The sequence below is a fragment of the Paracoccus indicus genome (assembly GCF_003056335.1).
Taxonomy (GTDB): Bacteria; Pseudomonadota; Alphaproteobacteria; order Rhodobacterales; family Rhodobacteraceae; genus Paracoccus; species Paracoccus indicus.
On the sequence record NZ_PYWA01000010.1, the window covers coordinates 82135 to 98385 of the forward strand.

The window sequence follows — 16251 nt, forward strand, 5'->3', positions numbered from 1 at the left end:
CTCAGCCTTCGCTGTGATACCAATCGGCGATGACCACCTGGGTCTTTGCATCGCTTTCGCCGACCAGTCGCGCGAATTCCTGCACGTCACTGTCGCGGAAATGATAGGGATAGACCGTCTGCGGCGCGAATTCAGCCACGGCGTCGGCGGCCTGCTCGACCGTCATCGTATAGGGCAGGTTCATCGGCACGAAGGCCACGGCGATGTCCGTCAGGGCACGCAGTTCCGGCGTATCCTCGGTATCGCCCGCGATCAGGAAGCGCTTGCCGCCGATCGCCAGGATGTAGCCGTTGTCGCGGCCCTTGGGGTGATACTGCAGCCGATCCTCGGTGATGTTATAGGCGGGAATGGCCTCGAGGTCGTAATCCAGCGCGGTGCCGGTATCACCGTTGGCCATGGCGGTGGCACGATCTTGCATGGCTTTCGGCAGCATGTCGAAGACCGCCTTGTTGGTGATCAGCGGAACCTCGGCCAGACCGTCCAGCGTCGGCTGGTCGAAATGGTCGCCATGTTCATGGGTGATCAGGATCAGATCGGGCGCGGGCAGATCGGCATAGGCATCAGGGCCGCCGACCGGATCGACATAGATGACCCCCGCAGGCGTTTCCCAGACCATGCTGGCGTGATCGACGGGATGGATGACCACATCGCCGGCATCGGTCGGATGGGTCAGCTTGCTGGGCATGGCTTCGGCATCCTGCGCCATGGCGAATGCGGGAATCAGGGCGCTGCCCAGAAAGGCGGCAGCCAGTTTCAATCCGGTGCGACGGCTTATCAGCATGATCGTTCCTTCGGCGGTTGGAATTGCGGGGACAGCAGATGAAACCCCCGGTGGCTTGCCCGGTTCCCGCAGCTTGCGGGCCTGCGGCATCCTGCCCTAACCTTTGCAATCCGGAATAGAGGCGATGGGATACACGCATATGACACATCTGTGGGTCAGGGCCGAAAGCCGCCCGAACGAGGATCGCACCGGCATCACGCCCGACGGCGTGGCCCGGTTGATCGCCCAGGGCATGCAGGTCACCGTCGAGGAAAGCCCGCGCCGCATCATTCCCACCGCGGATTACGCCCGCGCCGGTGCCTCCATCGCCCCCGAGGGGTCATGGCCCGCCGCCCCCGACGACGCCATCATCTTCGGCCTGAAGGAACTGCCCGCCGACGGCCAACCCCTGCGGCACCGCCACATCATGTTCGGCCATGCCTACAAGGGGCAGCCCTCGGGGCAGGTGCTGCTGCAGCGGTTTCACGCAGGCGGCGGGGCGCTATACGATCTGGAGTATCTAACCGACGACGAGGGGCGTCGGCTGGCGGCCTTCGGGTATTGGGCCGGATACGCAGGCGCGGCGGTGGCGCTGAAATGCTGGGTCGCACAGGCGCGCGACACGATCTGCGGCCCGGTCGCAGCCTATCCCGACCAGGATCATCTGGTGCAGGAACTGCGCGCCCAGATGGACGCCACGGGCCTGCCCAGACCCAATGCCATCGTCATCGGCGCCAAGGGGCGCGTGGGGCGCGGCGCCTGCGATCTGCTGACCGCGATGGGGGTGGCCGTCACCCCCTGGGACATGGCCGAGACCGCCTCGGGCGGTCCCTTTCCGCAGATCCTGATGCACCAGATCTTCATCAACGCCATCCTTGCCGGGCCGGGCGTGCCGGTCTTCGTGCCCGAAAGCGCCAAGGGTCCGGCGCGCGATCTGCGCGTCATCGGCGATGTCGCCTGCGATCCCGACAGCGATTTTTCCCCCATCAAGGTCTATGACCGGACGACCACATGGGACCGTCCGGCCCTGCGCGTGGCCAATGCGCCGCCGCTGGACGTGATGGCCATCGACAATCTTCCCTCGATGCTGCCGCGCGAATCCTCGCAGGATTACGCGGCACAGCTGCTGCCGGTGCTGGAGCAGCTGGATCGGATCGAGGCGGGGCCGTGGGGACGGGCGCGGGCGCTGTTCGACCGACATGTCGTCGCAGGGCAGGAACAGGGCTGATCCAACCCGCGTTGATTTGGCAACCGCCATGACACCTTGGGAGGGACCACCATGAAACGGATCAGCCAGACGACCACCTTGCTTGCCACCCTGCTGGGCGCGGGATGCGCCCTGGCGCAGGGTTTCAACGATGCGCCGCCGAATGGGGCTGCCTATGATCAAGAACCGGCGTTTGCTGGCCAAACCCGCGCGCCCGCGCTGCCCGACGATGTGGCCCTGACGCAGGCCGTGCTGGCCGAGGGACTGGATCACCCTTGGGGATTGGCGGCCTTGCCCGATGGCAGCTGGCTGGTCACGGAACGCCCGGGCCGCATGCGGGTGATCGGGGCGGATGGGGCCATGGGCGATCCCGTGCAGGGCCTGCCGCAGGTCGATGCCCGCGACCAGGGCGGGTTGCACGACGTGGCCGTTGCGGATGACTTCGAGCGGACCCGCCGCGTCTGGTGGACCTATGCCGAGCCACGCGGCGATGGGCAAAACGCCACAGCCGTCGCCACAGGCATCCTGTCGAATGACGGCACGCAGATGCAGGATGTCACCCGCATCTGGCAACAGAATCCGGCCTGGGCGTCGACCAAGCATTTCGGCGCCCGCATCGTCCATGATGGGCAGGGGCATATCCATGTCGGCGTGGGGGAACGTTCCAACCCCGAGCCGCGCCAGCTGGCGCAGGACCCGCAGGCCACATTGGGCAAGACCATCCGCATCGACGCCATTGACGGCAGCCCCGCAGGTGCCGGGATCGAGGGTGCGATGCCCGAGATCTGGACCATGGGCCACCGCAACATTCAAGGCGCGGCGATGGGGCCGGACGGCAGCCTCTGGATGTCCGAACATGGCCCAAAGGGCGGGGATGAGTTGAACCTGATCAAGCCCGGCCGCAACCACGGCTGGCCTCTGGCGACCTATGGCACCGATTACGACGGCAGCCAGATGGGCCAGACGCAGGTCGAGGGCACGGTGCAGCCGGTCTATTACTGGGACCCCTCGCCCGCACTCAGCGGGATGATTTTCTATGACGGGCAGATGTTCCCCGAATGGCAGGGCGACGCGCTGCTGGGCGGGTTGCAGGCCAGCGCCGTCATTCGGCTGGATATCGAGGGCGAAAAGGTCACCGGCGAGGCCCGCCACCTGCAGGGTATCGGCCGCGTCCGCGATATCGAGGTCGCACAGGACGGTGCCTTGGTGCTGATCACGGATGAGGACAACGGCAAGCTGATCCGCGTTACCCGCGGCGATTAATCGCTGCGCCCGAACAAGCGTTCGATGTCGGACAGGCGCAGCTTGACCCATGTCGGACGCCCGTGGTTGCACTGGCCGGAACGCGGCGTCCGCTCCATCTCGCGCAGGAGGGCGTTCATCTCGTCTGCCGACATGCGGCGGCCCGACCGGATGGACCCGTGGCAGGCCATGGACGACAGCACCGCATCCAGCCGCGCGCGCAACCGGTCGGATGTGCCCTGATCGACCAGATCGTCCAGGATGTCGTTGATCAGCGCCTTGGTGTTCAGGCGGGCCAGCATGGCGGGCGTTTCGCGGATGGCGATGGCGCCGGGGCCGAAGGGTTCGATCACCAGCCCCATCTGGGCCAATTCGTCCGTGATGGACAGGATGCGGGTCGCATCCGCTTCGGGCAGCTCGACGATATCGGGAATGAGCATGGCCTGCGCGGGAATGGCACGGGTCGCGGCCTGCGCCTTCAGCCGCTCATAGACCAGACGTTCATGGGCGGCGTGCTGGTCGACGACGATCAGCCCGTCCTCGGTCTGGGCGATGATGTAATTCTCGTGGATCTGCGCCCGCGCCGCCCCCAAGGGGGCATTCGTCGGCGTCTCGTCGGCCACGGGTTCATAGCGGGCCGAGGGTGCCTCGGCGAAGCCGCCGTCCAGAATGGGCGATTGCAGATCCAGCGCCGCGCGGATGCTGGCGCCGGAGGGGGTGTCGGGTCGCCATGATTGCGGGACGGGCTGCGGTGTGGGTTGCGGCGCGGGTTCGGGCCGGAAGGCCTGCAGCGTCGCATCGCCCACGGTGGATGAGGCCCGATGCCCCGCATGGGCCAGCGCATGACGCAGCGCGCTGACGACAAGCCCCCGCGCGGCCTGCGGGTCGCGGAAGCGCACCTCGGCCTTGGCGGGGTGGACGTTCACATCGACCAGCTGCGGATCGCAGGCCAGATAGAGCACCGCCGCCGCATGCCGCCCCGGCGCCAGCACATCCATGTAACCGGCCTTCAGCGCGCCGGTCAGCAGCTTGTCCCGCACCGGCCTGCCGTTGACATAAACATGCTGCGCCACCGCGGCCCCGCGCGAGAAGGTCGGCAGGGCGGCAAAGCCCGTCAGTGTCAGCCCGTCGCGTTCGGCATCGATGGGCAGGGTATTGTCGATGAAATCCACGCCCATCACCCGTGTCAGGCGGGTCTGATAGGCACCGAACAATTCGCCCTGCTCGGCATCGGCGCGAAAGATGTCGCGGCCATCGGCGGTCAGGTGGAAGCCGACGAAAGGCTCGGCCATGGCCAGACGGCGAATGACATCGGCGACCGCCTGCGCCTCGGCCCGGTCGGTGCGCAGGAATTTCAGCCGGGCGGGGGTGGCGAAGAACAGGTCGCGCAGTTCGACCACCGTGCCCTGATTGGCGGCGGCAGGGCGGGGCGGCGTCACCTTGCCGCCCGAGACGGCGATGACCGCGCCATCCGCACCTTCGGCCCGCGAGGTGATGGTCAGCCGCCCCACCGCCCCGAGCGAGGGCAGAGCCTCGCCCCGGAAGCCGAAGCTGCTGATGGCCAGAAGGTCGCTACCGTCGATCTTGCTGGTGGCATGGCGCGACAGCGCCAGCGGCAGATCCTCGGGCGTCATGCCCCAACCGTTGTCGCTGACGCGGATCAGGCGCTTGCCGCCGGCCTCGATGTCGATGGTGATGCGGGTGGCGCCCGCGTCCAGCGCGTTCTCCACCAGTTCCTTGACCGCCGATGCGGGGCGTTCGACGACCTCGCCCGCCGCGATGCGGTTGGCGGTCGCCTCGTCCAGCTGGCGGATCATCGGGCGCATGAGGGGGCTTGGCGTGTTCATCGGCGGGAAACTAGCACCGGGCCGTGAAAGCCGCCAGAGGGTCGCCGCACCCCCGCAGGGGCACGGCGCGCCATCAGTTGGTGGCGTCAAAGCCCTCGGGGCGGCCCACCAGCACGAAACGCAAATTGGCGGGGTCCAGCAGGCGCTTGGCGACGCGGGATACATCCTCGGCGGTGACGGCCTCGACCTTGTCGTTGCGGGTGTTGATATAGTCGATGGGGAAACCGATCAGCTGCATCCCCGCCAGGATCGAGGCGATGCGCCCGTTGCCATCGAAGCGCAGCGGGTATTCACCGGTCAGATAGGTCTTGGCGTCGGTCAGTTCCTTTTCGGTGACGCCATCGGCCATGCCGCCCCATTCCTGGCGGATCAGGTCCACGGCTTCGGCGGTCGTATCATTGCCCCCGGCCATGCCGCCCTGCCACGACTGGCCGAACAGACCCGTCGCCAGCACCGTGCCGACGCCATAGGTCAGCCCGCGCTTTTCACGCACCTCGGTCATCAGACGCGAACTGAAGCCGCCGCCGCCAAGGATGTGGTTGGCCACGAAGGCCGCGAAGTAGTCCGGATCGTCGAGGCCGATCCCCGGACCCGCGAAGGAGACCACCGTCTGCGGGCTGTCCCAATCGATGACGGTCGTGCCGCCGGTCAGCTGCAGTTCGGCCTTGTCCGGCAGGGGCGCGGTCGCCTGTTCGGGCAGACCGCCAAGGATGCGGTCCAGCAGCGGCCCAAGCTCCTCGGCCGAGATGTCGCCCGCGGCACCCACCACCACGCGGTCGCGCGCCAGGATGCGGTTCTTGGCGGCGACCAGATCCTGACGGGTCAGCTGCGCGACGCTTTCCTGCGTTCCGTTCAGCGAGGTCGCATAGGGATGGTCGTCCCAGGCCTGCGCCGCCAACTCCTTGGCGGCGATGCTGTTGGGGTCGGTCGCCTCGGACCGGATGACAGCCTGCACCTGCGCGCGGACACGTTCCACGGCGCTTTCGTCGAAGCGCGGCTGCGTCAGCGCCATCGCCAGCAGATCACCCGCCTGATCGCGATTTTCCGACAGGGCGCGGAAGCTGACGCCGAGCGTGTCGTCATCCACGTCGAAGGACATGCGCGCGCCCAGATCCTCGACTGCCTGCGCGAACTGGGTGCTGTCGCGTTTGCCCGCGCCTTCTTCCAGTAGCGCGGTCATCAGGTTGGTGGCGCCGCGCTTGCCTTCGGCGTCCATGCTGGCGCCGCCCTTGAACTGGATGTCCAACGCGACGAAGGGGATGCTGTCGTCCTGCACCAGCCACGCCTTGATGCCCTTGGGCGAGGTCACGTCCTGGATCTCGATCGCATGGGCGGGCAGGGCCAGCAGCGTCAGGACGGTTGCGATTGCGGCACGAATCATCCTTGCACCTCGGGGGTCTGGGGTTTGGGGGGCGCGGATTTGGCCATGGGTTCTTCGGGCGGTTCGGGCATCAGCCAGCCCGTCACGCCGCCGCCTTCGCCCAGCACCTCTCGGGCGGCAGTCATGACGTCATCGGCGGTCACGGCGGACAGGATGTCGGGCCAGTCGTTCACATCCTCGACCGTCAGGCCGGTGGCCAGTCCCTGCCCATAGTCATAGGCGCGGGCATGGGCGCTGTCCTTGGCATAGACCTGCGCGGCCCGGATGCGCGTCTTGACGCGTTCCAGATCGGCCTCGTCGACGCCGTCCTTCAGGAAGGTGGCAATCGCCTCGTCCAGTGCGGCTTCGGCCTTGGCGGGGTCGCTGCCCTGCGGCGGCACCAGCGACAGGGTGAATTCCGTCGGGTCCAGCGACAGCCCGTCATAGGAGGCGCCGACCCACAGCGCCTTGCCCGTCAGCATCAGCTTGCGTCCCAGAACCGAGGTCTGGGTCGAACCGCCCAGCAGATCGGCCAGAACCGTCAGCGCCGCGGCCTTTTCCTGATCGCCGGCATTGCGTTCGGGGGCCAGCACGCTGCGGATCATGCGGGGCTGGGCCACGCGCGGATCGGTCATGCTGATCCGGCGCTCGGTCTGCTTGGTCGGCTCCTGAGGGCGCATGCGCGGTTCGGCCTCGCCCTTGGCGGGGATCGCGCCATAGTTTTCCTCGGCCAGGCGGCGGGCTTCCTCGGGGGTGACGTCGCCTGCGATGACTAGGATCGCCTCGTTCGGGGAATAATGCGTGTCGTACCAGTCGATCGCATCCTCGCGCGTCAGATCGGCGATCTCATCCTTCCAGCCGATGATGGGGCGGCTGTAAGGGTGGTTGTCGAAGACGATGGCGTTCATCTCCTCGTTGAACAACGCGGCGGGATCGCTGTCGATCCGCTGCGCGCGTTCGGCCAGGACCACCTGCCGTTCCGCCTGCCAGTCGTCGTCCGAGATCTTGAGGTTCGCCATCCGGTCGGCCTCCATCCCCATGACCAGGGGCAGGCGGTCGCTGGCGATGCGCTGGAAATAGGCGGTGTAATCCCAGCTGGTGAAGGCATTGTCGCTGCCGCCATTGGCGGTGACGGTCTTGGACAATTCGCCCGGGGCCAGCTTGTCGGTGCCCTTGAACATTAGGTGTTCCAGGTAGTGGGCGATGCCGGATTTGCCGGGCACCTCGTCGGCGGCGCCGATCTTGTACCAGACCATCTGCACGACGACGGGGGCGCGGTCATCCTCGATGACGACGGCTTCCAACCCGTTGTCCAGGGTGAAATGGGTGACATCCTCGGGCATCTCGGCCAAGGCGGAAAACGCGGATCCAAGCACCAATGCCGAAGACAGCATCAGGGCGGGGCGAATGGTCGGGCGACGCATGGGCTGGGCAACCTCCTCTTGCTGCTTGGAAACTTGGACCGGGGCCGGTCGCAGCACAAGACACCCTCGCGGGATTGTGCGGGGGCGTCAGCCCCCCGATCCCGGCCCCCTTCGATGGGGGGCTGGGATCGTGCGCCCTTATCGGGTCAGGGCCAGGGGCAGCTCAGTCGGCCCATGCGCCTGCAGGCCCGCTTTCCACAGGACAGGCCCGTCCAGCGCCATGTGGGGTGCGCGGTCCAGCAGGGCCCTGAACAGGATCTCCATGTTCAGGCGGGCCAGGTTGTTGCCCAGGCAAACATTCGGCCCCGCGCCAAAGGCCAGATGCACATTCGGACGCCGCGTGATGTCCAGCCGGTCCGGTTCGGCAAAGGCCGCCGGATCGCGGTTCGCACTGGCATAGAGCAGCCCGAACTTCGTCCCCTTGGGCCAATCCTGCCCGCAGATGTGCAGATCCTCGGACGCAAAGCGGTGGAAGAAGGGCAGGGGGGCTGCAAAGCGGAACATCTCCTGCACGGCCAGCGGCATCAGGGCGGGATCTGCCCGCAGCAGCGCCAGCTGGTCGGGATGGGTCAGCAGGGCGTGCAGCCCGCTGCCCATCACGTCGATGGTCGACCCGTGGCCCGCATGCAGGATCTGCATGATCGTGGCGATCACCTCGTCATGGGTCATCAGCCCCGCGGTTTCGGCCTGGATCATCTGCGACATCAGGTCGTCGCGCGGCGTGGCGCTGCGGGCGGCGTGCAGATCCTCCAGCAGTTCCGCGAACAGGCGGGTCGATTCCTCGGCACGCGCCTTTTTCGCGGCCGTCCGGTCGATGTCGAAATAGCTGACGACATCCTCGGACCAGAGGGTCATCTGCGGCGCCAGTTCGGGGTCCGTGCCGATCAGATGCCCAATGACCTGTCCGGGCAGATGGGCCGCCAGATCGGCGATGAAATCGATGCGGCCCCGCGGGATCAGCCGGTCCAGCGCCTGATCGACCCAAGCGGTGACGAAGCCGCGCATGCTCTCCAGCCGGGTCTTGGTGAAGAAGGGAAAGACCGCACGGCGCAGCTTGTCATGGGCCGGGCCGTCGATCTCGAGCATGGAGGTCTGCACGAAGCGTTCGTGGAACGACATGTCGTGGAAGTTCTTGGCGATCTGGATGCGGCGCATCTCATCCGCATCGGCGAATGCAGCGGCGCTTCGCACCATGCGCCGGTCCAGCGCGATGGCGCGGACATCCTCCATCCTGCTGACCAGATGGCCGTCGAAGCTGTCCCAATAGGGCAGCCCCGGCTGATCGCGCAGCGCGGCATAGGCAGGCCAGGGGTTTTCCCCGAAAGCCGACGCCTGCGGGTCGAAAGGGATCGCCAAGGATTACTGTTCCCTGGGTGCCGGAGCCGTCGAGGATATCGCCCCCGCCTTCTGCCAACGCAGCTGTTCTTCGGCACCGTCCAGCGCCATCGGGGCATAGGCGCGTTGATAGACCGAACTGCCGAAGACCCGCTCCAACAGGCGCGGACCGTTCCGGGACCGCCAGCGCGCATCCTCGGTCGCCAGGGTCTGGCGGATGGCGGGATCGGTGCCGGTGAGGGTGGCCTGCGCCACCAGCGCCTGATCCGCCGCCCCGATGCCTTGGTCGCGCAGCCGTTCGGGATTGCCGCCAAGGGCCGCCACCGCGTCGCCCTGCGGATTGGGGTCGGTGATGTTCGACCCGCCCGGCGTCGGCGCGGGCAGCACCGCCAGGTCGGGCGGCATCGACAGCGACCGCGTCGGCAGGATCGAGAATTCGTCCGGCCCCGACCGCCCGGCCTTGAGGTTGTTCAGCTTCGGATCGCTGGAACAGGCCCCAAGGGCCGTCGCAGCCGCCATTCCGATCATCAGCGCGATTGTCCGCATGTCCTGCCCCTTCGTCCTTTGCGCCGTTCTAGCCCGATTTTCCATCGCCGTCACGCCTGCTGTCGCGCGAGGGGCCATGGCTCGCGTCGCGGAACAGATCGCCCTGTTTCTGCATGGCGGGGGCCGGCTTGACGGATTTGGGCGCGGCCTTCGGTTTCGGCGTGGGCCTTGCCGCTTCGTGCTTCTTCTGCGGCATCAGGACCAGCCCGATGGCACCCGCGAAGATGGCGATATCGGCGACGTTGAAGCTGTAGGGGTTCTGCCAGCCCGGCAGCGACATGTTCAGGAAATCGGCCACCGCGCCATAGAGGATGCGGTCGACCACATTCCCCAGGGCCCCCCCGATCAGAAACCCCGCCGAAACCTTGGCGATGCGCCCGAAGTTCCCGCGCCAGACCCAGATCCAGACCCAGAGGCAGATCGCCACCGCGATGCCCACTAGGATCCAGCGCATCAGGAACTGCTCCGAGGACATCAGGCCGAAGTTCACGCCCTGGTTCCACGCCATGCGCAGGTTCAGCCAGGGCGGCAGCACGTCGATCGAGCGCTTGACGTCCAGCTGCATGATATGGACGACCAGATATTTCAGCGCCTGATCCAGCAGGAAGATCGCGCCCGCGACCCAGGCCACCATCCGCATGTCGCTGCGCAGCAGGGGTTTCCCCTTGCCGCGCGTGGCCCCGCCCGTCTTGGAAGGGCCGCCCATCAGTGGCGGAAGTGGCGCTGGCCGGTCAGCACCATGGCCAGACCAAGGCGGTTGGCGGCGGCGATGACCTCGTCGTCGCGCATCGAGCCGCCGGGCTGGATGACGGCGCGTGCACCGGCCTCGGCCAGGGCCTCGATGCCGTCGGCGAAGGGGAAGAAGGCATCCGATGCCACCGCGGACCCGATGGTCAGGGGCTGCGAGAGGCCCATGGCCTGCGCCATGTCCTCGGACTTGCGGCGGCCGATGCGGGTGCTGTCGACGCGGCTCATCTGGCCTGCGCCTATGCCGACGGTGGCCATGTCCTTGGCATAGACGATGGCGTTCGACTTGACGTGCTTGGCGACGTTCCAGGCAAACAGCAGATCGGCCAGTTCATCCTCGGAGGGCTGGCGTTCGCTGACGATCTTCAGATCGTCGCGGGTGATGCGGCCATTGTCGCGGCCCTGCACCAGGAAGCCGCCCGCAACTTGGCGGAAGGTCGTGGCTGCAGCCGTCACATCGGGCAGACCGCCGGTGGTCAGCAGGCGCAGGTTCTTCTTGGCGGCGAAGATGCGCTTGGCATCCTCGTCGGCATCGGGGGCGATGACGACCTCGGTGAAGATCTTGACGATCTCTTCCGCCGTGGCGCCGTCCAGCGGCTGGTTCAGCGCGATGATGCCGCCGAAGGCCGAGGTGCGGTCGCAGTCGAAGGCCCGCTTGTAGGCCTCCAATGCGGTCTCGCCACGCGCCACGCCGCAGGGGTTGGCATGCTTGATGATCGCGCAGGCCGGGCCTTGGGCCGGATCGAATTCGGCGACCAGTTCGAAGGCCGCGTCGGTGTCGTTGATGTTGTTGTAGGACAGTTCCTTGCCCTGATGCTGGGTCGCGGTGGCGACACCGGGGCGGGATTCGTCGTTGCGATAGAAGGCCGCCTGCTGGTGCGGGTTTTCACCGTAACGCAGCCCTTGGGCCAGCGTGCCGGCAAAGGCGCGGCGGCGGGGCTGGTCCACACCGATGGCGCCGGCCATCCAGGTGCTGACGGCCGCGTCATAGGCGGCGGTGCGGGCATAGGCGATCTGGGCCTGACGCTGGCGGAATTCCAGCGTGGTCGCGCCGTCGTTGTCGTTCAGCTCGGCCAGCAGGGCGTCGTAATCCTGCACATCGACGATCACGTTGACGAAGCCGTGGTTCTTGGCGCCCGCGCGGATCATGGCGGGACCGCCGATGTCGATGTTCTCGATGCAGTCGTCGTAATCGCCGCCCTTGGCGACGGTTTCCTCGAACGGATAGAGGTTCACCACCAGCAGGTCGATGGGGCCGATGTTATGGGCCTCCATCGCGGCCAGATGTTCGTCGTTGTCGCGCAGCGCCAGCAGGCCGCCGTGAACGACCGGGTGCAGCGTCTTGACGCGGCCATCCATCATTTCGGGGAAACCTGTGACATCGGCCACGTCGATGACGGTCAGACCCGCCTCGCGCATGGATTTGGCGCTGCCGCCGGTGGACAGGATTTCCACGCCGCGGGCGTCGAGCGCCCGTGCGAATTCGATCAGGCCGGTCTTGTCGGATACCGAGATCAGGGCGCGCTTCAGGGCGACGGGACGGGTCATGGGGGCCTCGTTTATCTGGTCAGGCGTCAGTTACCCCTGCTGGGCTTCAAGGTCCAGCAGGGATCGGGTTCAGGCGGGTTTTCGCAGGCAGGCCATGTAGAAACCGTCCATGCCGCCCAGGTCTGCCCAGTAATCGGGCCGCAGGCGCAATCCGCCCTCGGGGGTGATCCATTCGGCCTCGATGCCCTCCAGCGTCGGATGTTCGACGGTCAGGCCGGGGTGGCGCTGCAGGGCCTCCTCGATCTGGACCTCGCCCTCGTCGGGGATCAGCGAGCAGGTGGCATAGACCAGCCGCCCGCCCGGACGCAGCAGCGACAGCGCGTGATCCAGCATGGCGGTCTGCAGTTCGATCAGCTCGGCCACGCCGTAACCGTCGCGGATGAAGGGCATGTCGGGGTGGCGGCGGATGGTGCCGGTGGCCGAACAGGGCGCATCCAGCAGGATGGCGTCCAGCGGCTGATCGGGTTCCCACTCCAGCGCGTCGGCGGCGATGACGGTGGCGGTCAGACCGCAGCGTGCCAGGTTTTCGGTGACGCGCTTCAGGCGGTATTCGTTGATGTCGATGGCAAAGACATCGGCACCCGTGGCGGCCAGCTGCATCGTCTTGCCACCGGGGGCCGCGCAGAGATCGGCCACCTTCTCGCCAAGCCGCGCGTTCAGCATCCGGGCGGGCAGGGCGGCGGCGGCGTCCTGGACCCACCAGTCGCCCGCATCATAGCCCGGCAGCGCCGAGACCTGAACCGATCCGCGCATCCGCAGCGATCCGGTGGGCAGCAGGTCGCCACCCTCGATCGGCTCGACGCCCGGCTTCAGCGTCAGGTCGATGGGCGCGCCGCGCTGATGGGCGGCCTCCATCGCGATCATCGTCGCCTCGTCATAGGCATCCAGCAGCGGATCGCGCAGCCATTCGGGCAGCTGCTGCGGCGGCAGATCGGCCCAGCCCTCGAAGGCCGAGGCCTTGCGCAGCACCGCGTTGGCCATGCCCGCCGCCGCGCGGCCGCGCTGTCCAAGCGTGCGGGTCAGATCGACCGCGGCACCCACGACGCCATGGGCGGGCGCGCCCAGCTCCAGCATCTCGACCACGGCAAGGCGCAGCACATCGGCCACCTGCGGGGGCGGGGTGCGGTTCACGAGGCCCTCGATCACGCGGTCGGCGCGGCCCTGGTGGCGCAGCGTTTCCGCCGCCAGCCGCGCCGCGCGGGCCTGGTCTGCCACGGGCAGCGCCCGCAGCGCCCCCGACTGGTCGGACAGGGACCGCCCGTCGCGGACGCCCTGGATCAATCGCAATGCGCCCTTTCGCGCCATATCGCCGCCCGGCTTTGCCAAAACGCTTTCCTTCACCTAGATGTTGTTCAAGACTGAACGCGACCCATACGCCCATTCGGGGGATGTTTCCATGAGTGATACGACCAAGACCCATAACGCCGATCTGCCGCCCGCCGCGCAGCGCGCCCTGGCCGAGGCCGAGGCACGCCGCAAGGCCGCCGTCGATCAGCCCCTTCCGGTCGAATACGGCGGTCGCGACGGCCCCGAGGCGGTGCGTTTCGGCGATTATGAAAAGAACGGCATCGCGGTGGATTTCTGAATGGAGTGGCGTTTCCAGTCCGCCACCCAGCAGGGCCGCGCGATTCTTGCGGGCCTTCTCGACCCCATCGACCAGACCGAGGCCTACCTGGCCGCCGCCAAGGACCATCCCGACTGCGCGCGCATCTATGCCCGCCTGACCGCTGCCCGCGCCCGCTCCGAGGCTGTTGCCGCCCATGATCGCGCCAAGCAGGAACGCCGCCATAGCCTGCTGGACGGGGTGGCGATCAGCTGGAAGGACAATATCGACAGCGGCGGCACCGTGACCGAGGCCGGATCCAAGCTGCTGGAGGGCCGCGTTCCCCGCAAGGATGGCAACATCCTGGCCCGCGCGGCGCGTCGCGGGACCGTCTGCCTGGGCAAGACCCATATGACCGAGCTGGCCTTTTCCGGTCTGGGCCTGAACCCCGTCACCGCGACGCCGCCCAATGCGCTGGACCCGGATCTTGCACCGGGCGGGTCGTCCTCGGGGGCTGCCGTATCCGTGGCGCTTGGGCTGGCGGCTGCGGCGATCGGCACCGATACGGGCGGATCGGTCCGCGTGCCTGCCGCGTGGAACGGGCTGGTGGGCTTCAAGCCGACGCATGGCACGCTGCCGGAAAAGGGTGTCGTGCCGCTGGCGCGCAAGTTCGACATTCCCGGCCCCATCGCCCGCACGGTCGAGGACTGCGCCGAGCTGTTCGCCATCATGGCCGATCAGCCCGCACCGGACCTGCGGGACGCCTCGGTCAAGGGGTTGCGACTGATGGTGCTGGAGGGGCTGCCCTTCGACGATGCCGAATCCGGCGTCGTCACCGCCTTTCAGGATGCGGTGGACCGGCTGGGGCAAGCGGGGGCGCAGATCGCCCATGTCTCGACCGATTGGCTGGACAAGGCGATGGCCCTGTCGCCGCAGGTCTTCGCCCCCGAGGCCTATGGCATCTGGCGCGCCCAGATCGAGGATGCGCCCGAACTGATGTGGGCGCCGATCCTGGAACGCTTCCGCGGTGGCGCCGATGTCAGCGGTCCCGATTACGTCGCCGCATGGGAAAGCCTGACCCGCATCCGCCGCAAGTGGATCAAGGAGGTCGTGGGCGGTTACGACGCCGTGCTGGTCCCGACCGTGCCGATCCTGCCCCCCGCCACGCAGAAGCTGATGGAGGATCAGGCCGAATTCGTTCGCGCCAACCTGCTGACGCTGCGCAACACCCGCATCGCGAACCTGCTGGGGCTGCCCTCGGTCACGCTGCCGACGGGGCTGCCCGCCTGCGGGATATCGCTGATGGGGCATGCGGGGCTGGACCGGCACCTGCTGCGCGTGGCGGCGGGGGCCGAAAGGGCGCTGGCCGCCACTTAGGCAGCGGCCCGCATGTCCGGGGTGTTTCACTGGACGCAAGGGCATGTTCACGCTAAAGTTTCTGCCAAGGAACGGGGCGAAGACCCCGAAAGCGAGGCAGAGATGACATTCCCCGAGCGGTTCGCGAACCTGCCGGAATACGCGTTCCCGCGGTTGCGGGCGTTGCTCTCCGACATTCAACCCGGGCTTGCGCCGGGCGAATCCCCCATGGTCCTGACCATCGGCGAACCCCGCCATCCCATGCCCGATTTCGTCGGGCCGGTGATGGCCGACAGCATCGGGCAGTTTGCCAAATACCCCCCGAACGAAGGCGCGCCGGAACTGCTGGACGCCATCGCGGGCTGGTTGCAGCGCCGCCACGGGCTGGATGTCACCCCCGACCGGCTGATGGTGCTGAACGGCACGCGCGAGGGGCTGTTCAACGCGGCCCTTGCGCTGTGTCCGGAAACCAAGAACGGCCAGCGGCCCGCGGTTCTGGTGCCAAATCCCTTCTACCAGGTCTATGCCGTGGCGGCGGCGGCGGTGAATGCCGATGCGGTTTTCCTGCCCGCGACGCCCGAAACCGGCAACCTGCCCGATTATGCAGCCCTTGATCCCGAATTGCTGGACCGCGTGGCCATCGCCTATCTCTGTTCGCCCGCCAACCCGCAGGGCGCCATGGCGGATCGCGCCTATCTGGAACAGCTGGTCGCGCTGGCCGAACGCCATGATTTCCTGATCTTCTCGGACGAGTGCTATTCCGAGATCTATCGCGACACCCCGCCGCCCAGTGCGCTGACGGTCGCCACCGACATGGGTTTGGCCGACCGCGTGGTGATGTTCAACTCGCTCTCCAAGCGGTCGAACCTGCCGGGGCTGCGGTCAGGCTTCGCCGCAGGGGGCAAAGCCCAGATCGCCAAGATGCGCCAGCTGCGCAGCTTCGCGGGCGCGCCGCTGCCGCTGCCGGTGCAGCGCGTGTCGCAGGCGGCTTGGTCGGATGACGCACATGCGGATGCGAACCGGGCGCTTTATCAGGTGAAATACGACATCGCCGACCGGATCTTCGGCAATATCCCGGGATACCAGCCCATCGACGGCGGCTTCTTCCTGTGGCTGCCCGTCGAGGATGGTGAGGCTGCGGCCTGCAGGCTGTGGGAACAGGCGGGCATCCAGGTGCTGCCCGGGGCCTATCTCTCGCGCGAGGTACAGGGCCATAATCCGGGGCGCGGCTTCATCCGCGTGGCGCTGGTCGCCGATGCGGAACAGACGGAAACGGCGCTGACGCGACTGCGCGAAGTGCTTTACGATGACACGACCGACGGGAGGGGATGAGCAG

The 16251-nt window shown here is 67.4% G+C and carries 14 protein-coding genes; 5 read left to right on the forward strand and 9 right to left on the reverse strand.

The features are described from left to right. Position 1: 1 nt before the first annotated feature. Positions 2-781 (reverse strand): MBL fold metallo-hydrolase, encoded by a 780-nt coding sequence (locus tag DDE75_RS15390; protein ID WP_108503258.1) that lies wholly within the window; start codon positions 779-781, stop codon positions 2-4. Between the two features lie 139 nt (positions 782-920). On the opposite strand from DDE75_RS15390, the gene DDE75_RS15395 reads away from it, so the two are divergent. Beyond that, complete coding sequence (locus DDE75_RS15395) at positions 921-1988, forward strand: saccharopine dehydrogenase (RefSeq protein WP_108503312.1); 1068 nt, start codon at positions 921-923, stop codon at positions 1986-1988. A 51-nt stretch (positions 1989-2039) separates the two neighbouring features. Next, a complete protein-coding gene (locus DDE75_RS15400) occupies positions 2040-3230 on the forward strand; it encodes a PQQ-dependent sugar dehydrogenase (RefSeq protein ID WP_108503259.1) in 1191 nt (396 codons plus the stop codon). Here the strand turns inward: DDE75_RS15400 and mutL are convergent. The 8 genes from mutL to DDE75_RS15440 all read right to left on the reverse strand — a co-directional run bounded on the left by mutL (position 3227) and on the right by DDE75_RS15440 (position 13357). Beyond that, positions 3227-5035, reverse strand: coding sequence for a DNA mismatch repair endonuclease MutL (mutL, locus tag DDE75_RS15405; protein ID WP_245894771.1), 1809 nt, complete (start codon positions 5033-5035; stop codon positions 3227-3229). The genes DDE75_RS15400 and mutL overlap by 4 nt on opposite strands. Positions 5036-5129: 94 nt before the next feature. Further along, a complete protein-coding gene (locus DDE75_RS15410) occupies positions 5130-6437 on the reverse strand; it encodes a M16 family metallopeptidase (RefSeq protein ID WP_170310959.1) in 1308 nt (435 codons plus the stop codon). Continuing rightward, a complete protein-coding gene (locus DDE75_RS15415) occupies positions 6434-7840 on the reverse strand; it encodes a M16 family metallopeptidase (RefSeq protein WP_108503261.1) in 1407 nt (468 codons plus the stop codon). Before DDE75_RS15415 ends, DDE75_RS15410 begins: the two co-directional genes overlap by 4 nt. Before the next feature lie 138 nt (positions 7841-7978). Beyond that, a complete protein-coding gene (locus tag DDE75_RS15420; protein WP_108503262.1) occupies positions 7979-9196 on the reverse strand; it encodes a cytochrome P450 in 1218 nt (405 codons plus the stop codon). A 3-nt stretch (positions 9197-9199) separates the two neighbouring features. Beyond that, positions 9200-9721: a DUF3035 domain-containing protein gene (locus tag DDE75_RS15425; RefSeq protein ID WP_108503263.1), complete on the reverse strand. Its 522-nt coding sequence runs from the start codon at positions 9719-9721 to the stop codon at positions 9200-9202. Positions 9722-9749: 28 nt separating this feature from the next. Beyond that, complete coding sequence (gene lspA / locus DDE75_RS15430; RefSeq protein WP_335672052.1) at positions 9750-10427, reverse strand: signal peptidase II; 678 nt, start codon at positions 10425-10427, stop codon at positions 9750-9752. Then, positions 10427-12016: a bifunctional phosphoribosylaminoimidazolecarboxamide formyltransferase/IMP cyclohydrolase gene (purH, locus tag DDE75_RS15435; RefSeq protein WP_108503264.1), complete on the reverse strand. Its 1590-nt coding sequence runs from the start codon at positions 12014-12016 to the stop codon at positions 10427-10429. Before purH ends, lspA begins: the two co-directional genes overlap by 1 nt. A gap of 69 nt (positions 12017-12085) precedes the next feature. Then, complete coding sequence (locus DDE75_RS15440) at positions 12086-13357, reverse strand: RsmB/NOP family class I SAM-dependent RNA methyltransferase (protein WP_245894772.1); 1272 nt, start codon at positions 13355-13357, stop codon at positions 12086-12088. A 55-nt stretch (positions 13358-13412) separates the two neighbouring features. Here DDE75_RS15440 and DDE75_RS15445 point away from each other — a divergent pair, with 55 nt between their 5' ends. The 3 genes from DDE75_RS15445 to DDE75_RS15455 all read left to right on the forward strand — a co-directional run bounded on the left by DDE75_RS15445 (position 13413) and on the right by DDE75_RS15455 (position 16247). Next, entirely contained in the window at positions 13413-13601 is a 189-nt protein-coding gene (locus DDE75_RS15445) for a DUF1674 domain-containing protein (RefSeq protein WP_108503265.1), read from the forward strand. Further along, complete coding sequence (locus DDE75_RS15450; RefSeq protein ID WP_108503266.1) at positions 13602-14936, forward strand: amidase; 1335 nt, start codon at positions 13602-13604, stop codon at positions 14934-14936. A 102-nt stretch (positions 14937-15038) separates the two neighbouring features. Then, positions 15039-16247: an aminotransferase class I/II-fold pyridoxal phosphate-dependent enzyme gene (locus DDE75_RS15455; RefSeq protein ID WP_108503267.1), complete on the forward strand. Its 1209-nt coding sequence runs from the start codon at positions 15039-15041 to the stop codon at positions 16245-16247. The last annotated feature ends 4 nt before the right edge of the window (positions 16248-16251 follow it).

Coding starts and splice junctions, on each gene's coding strand:
- lspA (WP_335672052.1), bottom strand. CDS start 10,427: ATGGGCGGCCCTTCCAAGACGGGCGGGGCCACGCGCGGCAAGGGGAAA.
- DDE75_RS15450 (WP_108503266.1), top strand. CDS start 13,602: ATGGAGTGGCGTTTCCAGTCCGCCACCCAGCAGGGCCGCGCGATTCTT.
- DDE75_RS15395 (WP_108503312.1), top strand. CDS start 921: ATGACACATCTGTGGGTCAGGGCCGAAAGCCGCCCGAACGAGGATCGC.
- DDE75_RS15415 (WP_108503261.1), bottom strand. CDS start 7,840: ATGCGTCGCCCGACCATTCGCCCCGCCCTGATGCTGTCTTCGGCATTG.
- DDE75_RS15425 (WP_108503263.1), bottom strand. CDS start 9,721: ATGCGGACAATCGCGCTGATGATCGGAATGGCGGCTGCGACGGCCCTT.
- purH (WP_108503264.1), bottom strand. CDS start 12,016: ATGACCCGTCCCGTCGCCCTGAAGCGCGCCCTGATCTCGGTATCCGAC.
- mutL (WP_245894771.1), bottom strand. CDS start 5,035: ATGCGCCCGATGATCCGCCAGCTGGACGAGGCGACCGCCAACCGCATC.
- DDE75_RS15410 (WP_170310959.1), bottom strand. CDS start 6,437: ATGATTCGTGCCGCAATCGCAACCGTCCTGACGCTGCTGGCCCTGCCC.
- DDE75_RS15400 (WP_108503259.1), top strand. CDS start 2,040: ATGAAACGGATCAGCCAGACGACCACCTTGCTTGCCACCCTGCTGGGC.
- DDE75_RS15455 (WP_108503267.1), top strand. CDS start 15,039: ATGACATTCCCCGAGCGGTTCGCGAACCTGCCGGAATACGCGTTCCCG.
- DDE75_RS15390 (WP_108503258.1), bottom strand. CDS start 781: ATGCTGATAAGCCGTCGCACCGGATTGAAACTGGCTGCCGCCTTTCTG.
- DDE75_RS15445 (WP_108503265.1), top strand. CDS start 13,413: ATGAGTGATACGACCAAGACCCATAACGCCGATCTGCCGCCCGCCGCG.